Raw genomic sequence first — 13,424 nt, forward strand, 5'->3', positions numbered from 1 at the left:
TCAGGTACCGGAATCGATTTCTCCAGTTTCGAAGTCGATGTTGGCGTAGAACGCGTCTTCAGCTGCCTCGCGGGCCTGTACCTGTTCGAGTACGAACTCGATGAAGTCGGCTTCGCGATCGTGGATGATCTGTTCTACGACCTCCTGAGTGTGTTCTTCGCCTGGCCAGGGTGTCTGCCTGGTGGGTCGATCGCGGTCTCGTCGAGTGCCGCTGGCGGCAACCCAGTCACGAAGTCGGTTGCGAGCATCTGCGAAGTCTCGATGCCAGCCAAACGGGGCTGAGCCGTCTTGTTCCGCATCGTAAGCGCTGAGCCAGTGTAGGTGCAGCGCCGACAATTCCCAGAGAAGCTCTGGGTGGCGGTGCCACAGCGGCGGCACTTCTGACGCCGGAAGCCCATATTCCAACCTGAGCCAGTTCACCCACCGGTTGAGTGCCAGCAGCTCCTGCTCAAGATCGTGGGAGGTGAGCAGATTCCAGTTGACCGGGCGCGGCGGCGCGGTCTCGTCTTCAGGCCTGAAACTTGATTCGGGCGAATCATCGAATACTTCGTCAGTGCGACTATTGTCAGTCATCGTTGCGCTCCTGCCGCTTCAGCGACCGAGTGTCGGAGCGTCAGTGCTCGGCCGCTTCTGAGGGGATTCGAACGCACGGCTCTGACCGCGTACCGGTGCATCGTGATCTGTGACGCGTTGGCTTCGTTCCACGCTGTACTGGGTGCGAGCGGTGTCGTGACCGATTTTCTTGGCGACAAACTCCAGGCCGTCTGCGGCTTGACCGTCGCGCTCGTAGCTGTATTCGTGCAAGTAGCCTTCGGCTACGAAGCTGTCGCCTTTCGAGAAGCGCTCGTACGCGCGCTCTGCGGTGGCACGATACATCACTAGGTTGTGGAACGTTGTTTCGAGCTTCGTAAACGTGCCATCGTCTTCGCGGCGAAAGTTCTCTTGACCGAAGCGGGCGTAGAACCGTGCGTCGCCGCGGTCCGTCTGAGTGAGTTGAGGGTCGCTGGCGATGAAACCTGAGATCGACTGCTGTGTGCGGATGGTCATGGGACCGTCCTCCTGCCTGATTGGGAGCGGCCACGTCAGCCGCTCATATCAGGAAGGTGCGTAGGCGCAACCAGCTCGGTAGCTCGTCACTCGCTGATAGGTCGGTTCTCGAGCAGTGTTTCGATCTCACTGCGTTCGCGTTTGAGAGAGGCTGCGTCAGAGCGCTTCGGCCAGGGCAGTAGGTCGACGATGATCGGTGGAGCTGAGCGCAGCAGTAGGACTCCTGTGCCGAATGGCATGGTGCGGATGCGGTCGGGCGGCATGATCGGCACCCGGCGCACTGATCGCTGACTGCTTCGTGAACCGTAGTCACCGAGCGTGACAGAATCGGTGAACTCGTCGCGTTCACCGATCAAGGTCGAGAGGTCTTGCAAGTCGCGCGAGTTCGATGCGCCACCGAGAATGATCTTCGCGATGCTCGAATCCCATATTGCTGCGGCTTGATCCTCGCTCCATTTGTCTCGGGCCTGAGCGAGTGATTGCAGCACAGGCATCGTCGTGATTCCCGTACCGCCGCCCTCCGCCATGAGCGTGGGAAGCGATGGCAGAGGTGCAAGGTTTCCGATCTCATCGAGCGCGAGCAGCAACGGCGGATCAAGTCGCGCCCCGGGCGATCGTGCTGCTATTCGGCGGGCGGTTTCAACGAGGTCCTCAACGAACGCGGCTACGAGCGCGGCACTGTTCCCTGCGCCTGCACCGGTTGCGAGTAGATAGAGGGTTCCCTTCTCTCGGATGAACGCTTCAGGGTCGAAGGCTTCGTCTGGACCGGGACTCACCGCATCGAGTACGCGAGGGTCGGCGAGAGCGGCGAGAGCCAGTGAGACGCCCTGCCAGATCGAGTCTCTGGTGCGTGGATCGGTCTCGATCATCGCTTCAAGGCCCTCGGACCAACCAGTTGCTGCCCGCGGCGAAGCATTCAAGATCGCGACAGCGTCGGCAGCGGCTGATGGGTCGAGTGTCCACCGGAACAGTTCGGCGGGTGTGCGGTTATCGAGTGCCGCGGCATGCAGCATCGCTTGCAGTGCGACGCGTGTCTTGCCTTCCCAGAATCCACCACCGTCGACCCCGCCGTCGGCGAGCCCGGTGGCAGCAGCAAGCCCGGCTGCGCGAATCATTGCCGTGAGCGGATCCTCACACCCTCGAATCGGAGACCATCGCAACCCTGCAGGCACGCCTTCCGCCAGATGTTGCGGGTCAAACACCATCACGGGGCCCGATCGCATTCGTGCCCGAAGCGTCGCAGTCAGATTGTCGGGACGGGTGGAGGTCGTCACGACCGCGCCTGGTGCGTCGAGTATCGCCGGAATCACAATGTGCAGGCCCTTGCCTGAGCGAGGCGGGCCGATGAGCAGAATCGAATCTTCGACGCTCGCCCAGACGCCCCTCCCACGGGACTGCCCGAGACGGTATCCAACATCAGAAGGCTCCGGCTGCTCAAGCGATGGCCGGAGGGTAGCTGCTCTGCGCAGGAGCGCACGGGACGATGCGGCGGCCTGCACCTCGTATGTGGTGGCTGTCCCAGGGAACCTGCGTGGATCCATATCGACCTTGCGCGAGTGCCGTCTCCAACGAGTCCAGGCCCACATGAGTACCACGACGAGAATGGCGAGGATCATGCCCACAACCATCCAGTACACGAATGGACTCAACTCGTCGCTGCCGAGCGCTCGACCCGGGTGCGTCGGATTAAACAGGACCCCGACCCCGCCCGTAATACCCTCACTGGGTTGACTCACTCCTGTGAGAAATGCTGCGACTGAACCGGCGGCGCGGAGCACGAGAGCGAGCCCGAAGGCCCCAATGAGCGCCGCGATCAGAATGTTGGTCATCTCGTCTCCGAATGAGCCGGACTGTCGCCCTTGGATGCTCATGGGAGACGCTCAGTCACGATGCGACCTGACACATACCCAATGAGTGCCACTTCGCGCATTTGGCTTGTGAGCTGGTCTAGGTCGATCACTGCTCGTGCGGCTCCAGAATCGTCACCTTCTGCGGTGCTCACTGGGACCGCGACAAGAACGTCCTCTCCCTGAATGAATCCGCCACCGGTGATTTCGATGAGTCGTGGAGGGCGGCCGCGTCGTGCCCGCCGAGAATCTGGTTCTGGTGCAGGCGGTGTCGCCACGTCAGCTGTCTCGGGGTTGCCGCGCCTCGCGTGAATGATCTCAGTGAAAACGCTCCCGTCGCTTTCCCGTACCTCGAGACGTATCGTGCGACTGCACTGTTGAGTGAGTGCGTCCAGTAGCTCGCCGAACTGTGCTCGACTCCAGTGCTCCGCATGAATCGGAGGCGGGACCTCGATGCCGTCAAACACTGCGCTAACCACGCCTATTTCGCCGACTGTAACGACAGCTAGTGGTAGATCAATAAGGGGCAATTCGGGCTGCAGGTCGATGCTCTGAGTACTCATGTCTCAGAGGTGTACGTCCGCAACCGAAAGCGTTGAATCGCACTGCGATTTCAGACGCAATTGGCTGTTTGGCAGTAGTGGAGAAAGGCCAACCAGCTCAGTCAGTACACACTCAGGTGTCGACCGTGTCGGTGTTCGATTCAGTGCCGTCCCGAGTTTCTAACAACATCCTCCCACCTACGAAGACAACCCCTGCGAGTACGGATAAGCCGACCACAGTCCCGACGTTCTTGAGCCAAGAGCCAAGGCTACGTTGGGTCCCTACATGGGTCTCGTTGTCCTTCTCGCCAGTTTCCATCAATAGGCCGTATATGTGTTGCTTTTGTTCCCAGGTCAAGTTTTCATCTTTGAGTTCGCCAGCCAGGATTAACCTAATGTCTTGATATGCCTTGTGAACGTTTTCTTGGCTGTCACGGTTTGCACTGATAGTTGCGCTATGAGCTTTCTCCATTGCGCCGACTGAGTCAGCAGCGAACAACCGGAACTCCGGGAACTGTTCGATGATCTTGAGCGCAACTTCCTTGTCCATGTCAGGCATCATTGCTGCAAACTTGACAATCTTGTCTTTAGAGAGGTTGCGCCAAGAATCTATATCGAGCGCTCGCATAATTGAGGCTTCGTCACCATACTTCATGGAGCAGATCCGTTCTCGAGAAGGTCGCGTTGAAGCCAGCTTAGACGGCCACGCCAGAAACTTGCGAGTGTCTGGCTCACTACCGGACCTGCTGGTAACTGTGTGCTGATCGGGTCATGCGGCCGGTCGTGTCGAAGAGCTCTAGCTCGGCTGGGTGCAGCTGGTGCTGGCACACGAAAGATCGATCCTTGATCCGCCAGAGCCCCTGCCCCACGCCGAGGCCAGGCAAGAGTTTCTGCTCGGTGCCCGTGAGACCGAGCGATGCGGCAGTGACACCGAGCTGGTCGGACTCTTGCCGGTAAATGATTCTCGTCTCAGCGTTCGCAAGCAGGCTGTTTGCGAGGGCGCGCATGGCTGATCCTTGATCGCCGACGTTTTCAAGATCGGTGAGCTTGTGGAAGATGAGCATGTTGGCGATGCCGTAGTGGCGTGCAAGTCGCCAGTGTGCGTCCATCCGCTTGAGCAGCGCAGGGTGAGACATGAGTCGCCACGCCTCGTCGTAGATGCACCACCGCTGCCCACCGTTTGGGTCGAGCAGTGCAGACTCCATCCACGCTGACGAACAGGTCATGAGCACTGAGATGAGGGTCGAGTTTTCTGCGACGCGTGAAAGGTCGAGTGAGATCATCGGCAGGGTCGGGTCAAACTGCACGGTGGATGGTCCGTCGAAGAGCCCGGCGAGGTCACCTGCGACCAGTCGTCGGAGTGCGTGACCCACAAGACGGCCGTCTTCTGCCAGGCGGCCGTCAGGGTCGGCAGTGCCGCTCGGTGAGAGAATTTGGTCTACGACCATAGGCAGGATCGGCACTGAGTTTGCTCGGACCGTCTCGGTCAGGGCAGTGTCAATCGCAGTGTGTTCCAGCGGAGTCAATGGACGTGTGAGCACCGTTTCAGCGAGTGCACCGATGAGGTCGCGCCGACGAGCGGCGACTGTCGATGCCCATGTCTCATCGCTCATTCCGAGGGGGCGGTAGCCTTCATCGAGCGGGTTGAGGCGTGTAGTGAGTCCGTGTCCGAGCACGATCGCGCGCCCGCCAACTGCTTCAGCTACTGCGGTGTGCTCGCCTTTGGGGTCGCCGGGTACGTAGACGCGTCGCCCAAACGGGAGTGATCGCGTATAGAGGCTCTTGGCGAGTGATGACTTGCCGGAGCCGACGATGCCCGCGAGCACAAGGTTTGGTGCGGTGATGAGGCCGCGTGCGTAGAGCACCCAGGGGTCGTACACGAATGAGCCGCCCGAGTAGAGATCTTGCCCGATGAACACGCCGTCGGATCCGAGCCCACCTTCGGCAAGAAACGGGTATGCGCCTGCAAGGGTGGCGGAGGTGTCCTGATGCCGCGGAAGCTTGAACTTGCCGGGTGAACGTAGCTGGGCAGGGCCGGGTGCGCCTGCGCTCGGCAGGTAGATGGTGGACCGGCGCTCGGCTTGTTCGGACTCATACTTCTTACGTAATGCACGCTTCTCGGCTTCACGCTGTTCGAGTTGAAGTTTCTTGGCTGCCGCGCTCCGCTGTTTACGCAGGCGACGTTTCTCGGCTGTCGGAGCGACGAGCACAGAGGTATGTAGGTGTTCGGTCTCGTCTTTGTTCACAGCCCCAGACCTCTCGCTCGCTTGACCGCTGCGATGCCAGGATGTTCAAACCACGACGACGGTGTTGTGGCGGACTGCAGGTCGTTTGCGAGTGATCCTGCTCGAATGGGATGGTCGTCCGTGATGGCGTCGGTGGGGTTGATCACGTGGAGACGGTAGAGGCCGACATGGCCGAAAGAGTGGCTGAAGGTCATGTCGTAGTTTCCGCTACGGATCTCTTGCTCTAGGGGGCCGGTGGGCGGGAGGTCGTAAACGTAGCCGTTCTCAAGTGCAGCTTGGGTTGTTTCGTCGCCGTAGTCCCAGTTCTTTAAGTAAGCCAGCGCTGCATCGGCACCTTCATCATCGATCATCTGCAGCAGCTCATCGGCGTCGTCGCCTTGCAGAAAGCAGACGCTTATCCAGCGTTGGACTGACACCGGGCTGTTGGATGGTTCGGAGAGCCACGCGATTCGGCCAGCTGCTGACATCGCCGCGTTCAGTCGCTCTTCCGCCTGGTCGATGAACGTTGCGGCCCGGTGAAGCTCGTCTGCTGCTGCCAGTGCGTCTTTGGATCCTGCCGAATGGTCGCCGCTGTCGTCGATGGCCAGTGGCCTGTTGGAGGCGTGAGCAGTGGCGAGTTGGTCGAGCACCTGTCTCAGCGATCGCACCCCGCCAAGCAGATCCCCCACAACGCCGTACATGTCCTTCGGATGCTCGAACCGGCGGCTCGCATGCGCCAGACCACGTAGCGCTTCATATGCTTCACCGGCGTCGGCGCCGGGGTCGTAGAACGTTGGCATGAGATTTACCTCCAAGATGATGCTTTATCCCGAAGGTGTGCAGTCTCATGTCATAAGAAGACAGTGATTCGAAATAACTGCTTCAAGAGTTAAGTGGAGGCGCTGAGCCCATTGAGAAATCGGATCCAAGTGATCAATGTAAGCGCAGCAGACATGACAAAAACTGACATCGTGAAAGCAGCCGCGGTCGAGGCCGGAGACTTGTTACTGCCGATGAAAGTTCCGTCGTTAACAAACTTGGGCACCTGCCAAACTACACGCACGAAATCAATGAGAGAGATTATTAGGAGAATTGTCGAGAGGAGCATCGAAGTGAAATCAAAATTCACTGAGATATCCAGCAGAACCATGATCAACAAAGCGATGAATGAGAGAACCACGGCGAGCAGCAAATAGGCTCCGAGAATCTTCACACTAGACAATACGAACTTCGCCCGCGTACTCATATTCCGAATTCTATTCTGAGGTTCCACCGCACTGTCCGGTTCAGGTCGCGACCACTTTGCTTCAGATGTTGACTGCTCACCGCAAGATATCAGACCAACCGACACAAAGGCAGCGCTGCTGCGGTGAACGACTGGGCTTGCTGGCCAACTAGCAAGCGGGTCTCGCATGACGCCTGTATTGCGGCTTGTTCGATCGCAGCAATCGATGCGTCGAGTTCTTCGGCGCTCGCCGCCGAGACGCTGATAAGACCGGTGTAGCGAAGCACGCCATGACCGGCAGTCAGGTCGGCTTCTTGCTGAAGCACATCGTGGAACTCGGCGGTCTGCGATGCGTCCTCTATCTGTCCGATCCGCTGCCGCTGATGGGCGTCAGAAATGTACTCGGTTTTCTTCTTGCGGATGTCTCGGGCCGCCTGGTCGGAACGCATTGGGATGCACAGTAGCGAGAACGAGCGTTGGATGCCGCTCGACAGCAGCACTGGTGCAAGGAACCCAGGGAACACCATTGACCTCGGCCATTCGCTGATCCACAGCACTGCGTGATGGGCGGAATCGGTGCGGAGTCCTGACCATGATTCATTGACCGCGACCGGCCCAGCAGTTGCCAGCGACTGACCGAGTTCGCCGTGACGTTCGAGCGTTGCAGCGATAGCCGGGTCATAAGCGGAGCGCAGAATCACTGCGATCTGCCCGCAATTGAGCCACGCGGATGGTGAGAGATCCGCAGATCGCAGGGCCGCGACTAGCGTGGACATTTCTTGCCGTAAGACGGCGGCACCTCCGCGGACTCCGCCGCCCGCTGTGCGAATCTGGCGCGATGCTGCGCGCATGTCGAGCGAAAGCGACAGTGTCGTCGCATGACGTTCCCCAGTGGGGCCCGCCCGATCGATGAGTTCCGCGTATGTCGTTGACGCCCAGGTATCGTCCTGTGTTCCGTGCGCCGCCCACCACTCGGCAAGTCCGGTACCGGAATCAGGCAGGGTGCGCTCCAGTATTTGCAGCATGGAGATTCGCCCGGAGCGGCAGACCGTCGCAAGCACTCGACCCCACGAGGCCACACGGCGTTCCTGCTCTCCCGGGTCGAGGAGCACGAACGCGGGATGGGCTACTTGGAGTACGGCAGTCAGAGTTCCTGCTGCAGGATCATGGACCATTCCCGCTCCAGTGACGGGATCTTCGTATTCACGAAGCCGAGCCATATCCCCGGGCAGAGCGAGCGTTCCTGCGGGTCGGGGCGTCACCACCCTGCGACGGTACAGTAACTGCCCTCCGGTTGACTTCCACATCCACCAGAACGCGACTGGGATCCACTCGACGAACGCACGCCCCGCAACCGGTACCCACGTCAGCGCAGCAGCAAGCACCCAAACAGGTGCGGTGAAAGCGATGAGCATGCCTCCTCCCGCGTAGAACGCCCACACCAGAGTCCCGACGGCGACTCCAAGAGCTATGAGCTGCGATACGGAGAAGCCGAGCAGAATGCCACGGCGGGTCAGCCTGGAGAACTTCACGGGCGTGAGTTCTCCAGCACTGTGGTTCGGTGCGTTCTTCGAAGACATGGCGGGTCACTCCTTCGGAAGTCTCGGTGCAGGTGGCGCGGGTCTCGGCGGTGCAGGATCAGTCGACGGTGGCCTCGGTTGTGGCGAGGCAGGTCGAGCTGCCTGAGATGTTGCGGTTGGCGCCGCGGTCTGGCCAGCGGAACCAGCCGCTGTCTCTGCGGTGCTTCCGACGACGCCGCCGAGTTTCGGTCCTGCCGTAGCCGCAGCTTTCGCGACTTCTGCACCTATGACGACTGCGGCGGCAGGGCCTGCCGCTGCCGCACCTGCTCCGGCACCGCCCGCTGCTGCACCGCCAGAGCCGCCAGCTGTACTCGCTGCTGCGCCACCACCGGCACCGGAAGCGGCAGATTTCGCACCGGTGGCGCCTGCAGCGGATCCACCGTTACCGCCACCATCGAGAATCTTCTTGACTCCGTCACCCTGTGCTTTGGCGGGCACGGGAACAGGACGGTTGATGGCGCTCTTGGCCTCTTGTTCGCTACCCATGGCGTGGTACAGATCGAAGCCGAGGAACGAAATGAACCGGTACACCATGTACGGGGCAAACGCCGCGATGAAGAGCAGCACGATCCCACTCACAGGTTCGGTCACCGCCGCGAGATCAACAGCGATCGGGGTGGAGATCTGAGTGATCGCGATGAGGAAGACGACCACAAGCACCAGCTTTGAAACGATCAACGCGATCACGAACGCGGCCCATTTCCCGACCCATCCACGGGTGACATCCCATGCGGCGCCAGCGAACGCGATCGGAGCGAGCACAATCGCAACCAGCAGCAATGCTTTGCGGATCAGGAGTGAGAACCACACGATTGCGACCGCACAGATCATGAGTCCGGCGAGGAATATCGTCACGATCGCCCCGACGCCTGGGGCCGCGACGTTGATTGTCGAAAGCCCAGCTGTCAGGAGCATGATTTTGTCTCCCATGGTGCCGGTGGTTTCTCCGGCAGCTTGCACGATGCCGATGCAGAGCTGATCAACGACCTCAAGCGCGGTCGCGGTCAATGTGATGACAACGAATGAGCCGAGGACCGCTTTCGCAGCCCCCAGCGCTGCACGTGAAAGTGCGGCAGGCTCGCGGCGGATCAGGCCAAGCACCAGCTGGAAGGTGAAGAACAGGAGGACGACGAAAACGCCGATCCCAAATAGAAGATTGTAGACGCCGAGATAGCCGTCGCTCGTGACATCAACGAGGGTCGTCGAGTCGAACACTTGCCACATTGTTTCGAGTAACCACCCGGCGGCTTGCCCCATGGTCGAGGCAAGCCAGTCGAACGGTGCTGAAACAAGAGTCGCCGCCGCTTCACCGGCGGTTTCGCAGACTGCTGAGATGACCGGGATGTCGCACACACTCATCAGAGGCCCCCTTTTTGGGTTAGTGACGAGTGCGGATCAAACCTGCTGGCCTACGGCCCAGAAGAAGTTGATGAGGGTGACGGCTGCGCCGCAGAGTACAGCAGCGCCGCATGAGACGAGCACGCCCACCTTGCCGCGCGATGCCAGATGCGGGTTCGATGAGTTTGACCCGAAGCCCCACACGATCGCCGACACAATGAGCGCGAGCACACTCAGGATTAGGCCGACAGTCATGACCGCGCCAACGATGGTGCGAAGCTGCGAGATGCCAGGAAGCCCCGAGTCATTTGGAGTGATGTCGATATTCATCGGCACCTGGGTGGTCAGCAGAGCGGATGCTTCCGCAAGCGGTGTGGTGAGTTCGAACACGGCGTGCTCCTTGCAGCAAAACCGCCAGAGCGGCGGTAGACGAAACAGGGTCGCCTACAAGGTGCCCCGGCACGCCCTGCGGGGAGTCAGTCCTTCACGGAAGTTCCTTAGGCTGAGATAAGAACCATGCGGCTGTTGGTATGTGAATGTCTGAGGCTGACGATAGGCTCTGAAATATCGCTGATTGGAGGATGGAAGATGGCCAAATATCGAGGAGGTAGTTACCGTGGCAGCACCGCTCGTGGTTATGGTGGCTCTGGCCGCTACATTTCTTCATCTCGCGGAACTTTAGGATCAACGCGCTCAGGTACCTCCAGCAGAGGTAACGGCCGAACCTATTCAGCGAACACACGTTCATTTGTGGCTGGGAAGATTTCTGGGCAGTACCAAGCCAAGGGATACTCCAAGGCTCACGCGCAGTACATCGGCAACAAGGTCGTCAGCAAAGCTGGCTCGACATTTAGACCTGGCACTGGCTCTAGACAAAGTTGGACAGCAGGAGTTGTGACAGGGCGCAATCAGGGACTACACGGGTATGGACAAAGACGCTCGACCTATATCGGTAATGCCGTGGCTCGGAAACAATCCTTGAGACGTACCGAATCAGTTCGGCAATCCGCGACCCACGTTCAGGCTCGCACTTCCAAATTGGTGAATGATCTTACAAGGTCGAAAAGTTCACTACGACCAACCTCAAAGCCTCACCGTTTACGTCCTGTCTCAAGGGTGAGATTCCAAACATCGCTGAGAGCCACTTCTAACATTGGGGAGCCCGCAGCGATCCACCCCAGATCTAAGATTCTCGGGTTTGATAGCAGTCAGCCCCAAACTTTTCGCCCAGATACTACCGCGAAGCCGGAGAGTGCCCTTCCCCAAAGCAAGATCGTTGGTTGGGGCGAAGTCGGCGCGAACGCGCAGCAGGTGTCTAGCAAAATCGTCAGGTTCGACGGAGCGAGTATCGGTATCAACTCGGATGAAGTAACCGAGGCGATCACAGGCGGTGAATCCAGTGAGCCGCACTAGGACGCTCGTTTTCTTTGACACTTCAAGCCTCCTCGTCTCCTGCTGGAATGGTGATGAAAGGAAGGGTGAAGAGATCGTTCACGATCATGCCAAGGAATCCACATTCTGGACTAACGAGATTCCGAGGCTTGCGGAGACCGGGCGGCTGGTGCTTGCAACCCGAAACCATGACGAGCTGGTTAAACACTCACGCTCAAGCCAGAAGAAGGACCTTGCAAAGAGAGCAAGTTACACACTTGCAAAGCTCTCGTCCCTCGTCTCCGCCGGCACGATCGAAATCGCCGGGGATTCCAACGATCCGTTCGCAGATGCAGTGCTTCTCTCAGTAGCACTCAAGTTCCGAACGCAGGCAAACCTGCATTTCATTACTCAGGACCGCGCGCTTGCGAAAGACCTGCAACGGATAATCGAGTTTGAGTCGGTAAGACCGCGTGGCGGCCAATCTATGTCTGTTTCCCGGATTGCCCGCGACGGTCGGGTTCGAGCTTTCTCTGACCTTATTCGAGATCCGCGGCAACGCAAGACCCCCACTGTTGAAAGTGCAGCCGCCGGGACCACGCCAGTGCCTATGCCCGCTTCAAAGCCGTGGTGGGAGAAGGTTGGACTCGGTAAAGCATGATTAACCCTGTTTCTGAATCTCAACGCTTCGCAACAGTCACCTCACTAGCTCCTGCAGGCACCCAGATACAAGTCAGAGGCGAGCTGGCAGGCGAAGGCAGCAATCGCGGGGACACGGTTTCGGCAACCCTCATTGCAGACGACGGCCAAGTCCGGAAACAAATTGCACTCAACACTAAGCTTGCTGAAGGCGGTGAGGGCGCGGTTTTCTCGACAAATGTAAAGGGATACGTCGCGAAGGTCTACCACCGGGAAAAGATCACGACTGATCGTCTCGCGAAACTGCAAACGATGATCTCCAAGCCGGTCCGACATCCCGGAATTTGTTTCCCCGAGGCAATCCTCTTTAACTCTTCCGAGGAGTTTGTTGGGTACCTGATGCCTCAAGCCAAAGGCGTGGAGCTCAGCAAGTCGGTATTTATCCCAATGCTTTTGCCGCAGAAGTTCCCTCGATGGACTCGAAAAGACACCATTCAACTTTGCTTGACGATTCTGGAAATGATTCGTTTCCTAAACGACCGTCGAGTCATCCTCGGCGACATCAACGCTGCAAATATCTTGGTGGTGTCACCTCGCGAGGTCTATTTCGTCGACTGCGATAGTTACCAAATCGAGGGATACCCATGCACGGTTGGTACCGCAAATTTCACACCTCCAGAGGTGTCCGGGAAGGATTTTAAGACATTCTTGAGGACGCAGGAGATGGAGAACTTTGCCATAGCAACTCTCCTTTTCATGATTATGCTGCCAGGAAAACCTCCCTACTCAGCGGTCGGAGGGAGTTCGCCGGCCGAGAATATTAAGGCAGGCTTGTTTCCCTATGAGGGGAAAGATGATTCTGTGCCTCCCGGCAAGTGGGGTTTCATCTGGAACCACATGGCATACCGTGTACGCGAAGCATTCGCGGACACCTTTAAGAAGGGCGGCGCCCATTTCTCACCGGCTAGACGGTACACAACTGCTGCATGGACGGACTTGTTCACCGGCTATCTGAGCAGTGCGGACAAAATGCTCAAGAATGATCCTATGGCGATGGACATCTTCCCAACCCGCCGCAAGATGAAACGGTGCAAACAGGAGGGGTGCACGAACAGGTTCGTGCCGACGGAGGAGAATTTCTATATCTTCTGCGATGAACACCTTCGTCGTCCACGCAGGTCAACCACCGTCAGTAATCGACAGTACGCGCGAACCGATGTTAGCCGCTCCTCCGCCACCCGCACCTCAACCAAACTGCAATGCAAGAATCCGACGTGTGGAAAAATGTTCACTCCCACCCGTGGGCCCCGTGCCGAATACTGTGACGACTGCTGGCGAAATGTTGGTTGTAAACAGTGTGGATACATTGCCGCAAAGTGGATGCACGATGAGCGTGGAGGTTACTGCCGTCGCCATGCACACCTGGCTAAGTCACCCCCCGCCGCTCGACAGACCTCCGCGTCCGGAGGCATCAATACGCAGCCCACGAAGTCCGCGCCTTCTTGGGGAGCAATGATCGGCTGGGGTGTAGCGATCGTCGCCGCAATCATAATCATCTCCGCCCTTGCATCCGCAGGTGGATAGTCCGGACCATAACTCAGAAAGCAGCA

At 58.8% G+C, this 13,424-nt stretch carries 12 protein-coding genes; 2 read left to right on the top strand and 10 right to left on the bottom strand.

Features of this window, described 5'->3' with window-relative positions; translation table 11 throughout:
* The 10 genes from ABFX18_RS00185 to ABFX18_RS00230 form a co-directional block, all read right to left on the bottom strand.
* Positions 1-573, bottom strand: a complete 573-nt coding sequence (locus tag ABFX18_RS00185) for a hypothetical protein (RefSeq protein WP_346056862.1) — start codon at positions 571-573, stop codon at positions 1-3.
* A gap of 18 nt (positions 574-591) precedes the next feature.
* On the bottom strand, positions 592-1,047 hold the full coding sequence (locus ABFX18_RS00190; RefSeq protein WP_346056864.1) for a single-stranded DNA-binding protein: 456 nt from the start codon (positions 1,045-1,047) through the stop codon (positions 592-594).
* 86 nt (positions 1,048-1,133) lie between these two features.
* Positions 1,134-2,918 (bottom strand): TraM recognition domain-containing protein, encoded by a 1,785-nt coding sequence (locus tag ABFX18_RS00195; RefSeq protein ID WP_346056866.1) that lies wholly within the window; start codon positions 2,916-2,918, stop codon positions 1,134-1,136.
* Between the two features lie 651 nt (positions 2,919-3,569).
* Positions 3,570-4,091, bottom strand: a complete 522-nt coding sequence (locus ABFX18_RS00200) for a hypothetical protein (RefSeq protein WP_346056868.1) — start codon at positions 4,089-4,091, stop codon at positions 3,570-3,572.
* A 79-nt stretch (positions 4,092-4,170) separates the two neighbouring features.
* Entirely contained in the window at positions 4,171-5,682 is a 1,512-nt protein-coding gene (locus tag ABFX18_RS00205; RefSeq protein ID WP_346056870.1) for an ATP-binding protein, read from the bottom strand.
* The gene (locus ABFX18_RS00210) at positions 5,679-6,461 is read right to left on the bottom strand and encodes a hypothetical protein (protein WP_346056872.1); all 783 of its coding nucleotides are present in this window, start codon (positions 6,459-6,461) and stop codon (positions 5,679-5,681) included. The genes ABFX18_RS00205 and ABFX18_RS00210 overlap by 4 nt, the downstream gene beginning before the upstream one ends.
* An 89-nt stretch (positions 6,462-6,550) precedes the next feature.
* On the bottom strand, positions 6,551-6,907 hold the full coding sequence (locus ABFX18_RS00215) for a hypothetical protein (RefSeq protein ID WP_346056874.1): 357 nt from the start codon (positions 6,905-6,907) through the stop codon (positions 6,551-6,553).
* Positions 6,908-6,996: 89 nt separating this feature from the next.
* Positions 6,997-8,466, bottom strand: coding sequence for an SCO6880 family protein (locus tag ABFX18_RS00220; RefSeq protein ID WP_346056876.1), 1,470 nt, complete (start codon positions 8,464-8,466; stop codon positions 6,997-6,999).
* A gap of 6 nt (positions 8,467-8,472) precedes the next feature.
* Positions 8,473-9,825, bottom strand: coding sequence for a conjugal transfer protein TrbL (locus ABFX18_RS00225; RefSeq protein ID WP_346056878.1), 1,353 nt, complete (start codon positions 9,823-9,825; stop codon positions 8,473-8,475).
* A 36-nt stretch (positions 9,826-9,861) separates the two neighbouring features.
* Positions 9,862-10,134 carry a DUF6112 family protein gene (locus tag ABFX18_RS00230; protein ID WP_217133237.1) on the bottom strand — a complete coding sequence of 91 codons (273 nt, stop codon included), beginning with the start codon at positions 10,132-10,134 and terminating at the stop codon, positions 9,862-9,864.
* Positions 10,135-11,194: 1,060 nt separating this feature from the next.
* On the opposite strand from ABFX18_RS00230, the gene ABFX18_RS00235 reads away from it, so the two are divergent.
* Together ABFX18_RS00235 and ABFX18_RS00240 are read left to right on the top strand one after the other, a co-directional pair.
* A complete protein-coding gene (locus tag ABFX18_RS00235; protein WP_346056880.1) occupies positions 11,195-11,836 on the top strand; it encodes a PIN domain-containing protein in 642 nt (213 codons plus the stop codon).
* Entirely contained in the window at positions 11,833-13,398 is a 1,566-nt protein-coding gene (locus ABFX18_RS00240; RefSeq protein ID WP_346056882.1) for a hypothetical protein, read from the top strand. The genes ABFX18_RS00235 and ABFX18_RS00240 overlap by 4 nt, the downstream gene beginning before the upstream one ends.
* Positions 13,399-13,424 lie beyond the last annotated feature (26 nt).

The sequence above is a fragment of the Leucobacter alluvii genome (genome assembly GCF_039530485.1).
GTDB classification, from domain to species: domain Bacteria; phylum Actinomycetota; class Actinomycetes; order Actinomycetales; family Microbacteriaceae; genus Leucobacter; species Leucobacter alluvii.

What these genes read in the sequence shown, in the direction of transcription:
- ABFX18_RS00185 (WP_346056862.1), bottom strand. Translation starts at nt 573, where the DNA reads ATGACTGACAATAGTCGCACTGACGAAGTATTCGATGATTCGCCCGAA.
- ABFX18_RS00190 (WP_346056864.1), bottom strand. Translation starts at nt 1,047, where the DNA reads ATGACCATCCGCACACAGCAGTCGATCTCAGGTTTCATCGCCAGCGAC.
- ABFX18_RS00195 (WP_346056866.1), bottom strand. Translation starts at nt 2,918, where the DNA reads ATGAGCATCCAAGGGCGACAGTCCGGCTCATTCGGAGACGAGATGACC.
- ABFX18_RS00200 (WP_346056868.1), bottom strand. Translation starts at nt 4,091, where the DNA reads ATGAAGTATGGTGACGAAGCCTCAATTATGCGAGCGCTCGATATAGAT.
- ABFX18_RS00210 (WP_346056872.1), bottom strand. Translation starts at nt 6,461, where the DNA reads ATGCCAACGTTCTACGACCCCGGCGCCGACGCCGGTGAAGCATATGAA.
- ABFX18_RS00215 (WP_346056874.1), bottom strand. Translation starts at nt 6,907, where the DNA reads ATGAGTACGCGGGCGAAGTTCGTATTGTCTAGTGTGAAGATTCTCGGA.
- ABFX18_RS00220 (WP_346056876.1), bottom strand. Translation starts at nt 8,466, where the DNA reads ATGTCTTCGAAGAACGCACCGAACCACAGTGCTGGAGAACTCACGCCC.
- ABFX18_RS00225 (WP_346056878.1), bottom strand. Translation starts at nt 9,825, where the DNA reads ATGAGTGTGTGCGACATCCCGGTCATCTCAGCAGTCTGCGAAACCGCC.
- ABFX18_RS00230 (WP_217133237.1), bottom strand. Translation starts at nt 10,134, where the DNA reads ATGAATATCGACATCACTCCAAATGACTCGGGGCTTCCTGGCATCTCG.
- ABFX18_RS00240 (WP_346056882.1), top strand. Translation starts at nt 11,833, where the DNA reads ATGATTAACCCTGTTTCTGAATCTCAACGCTTCGCAACAGTCACCTCA.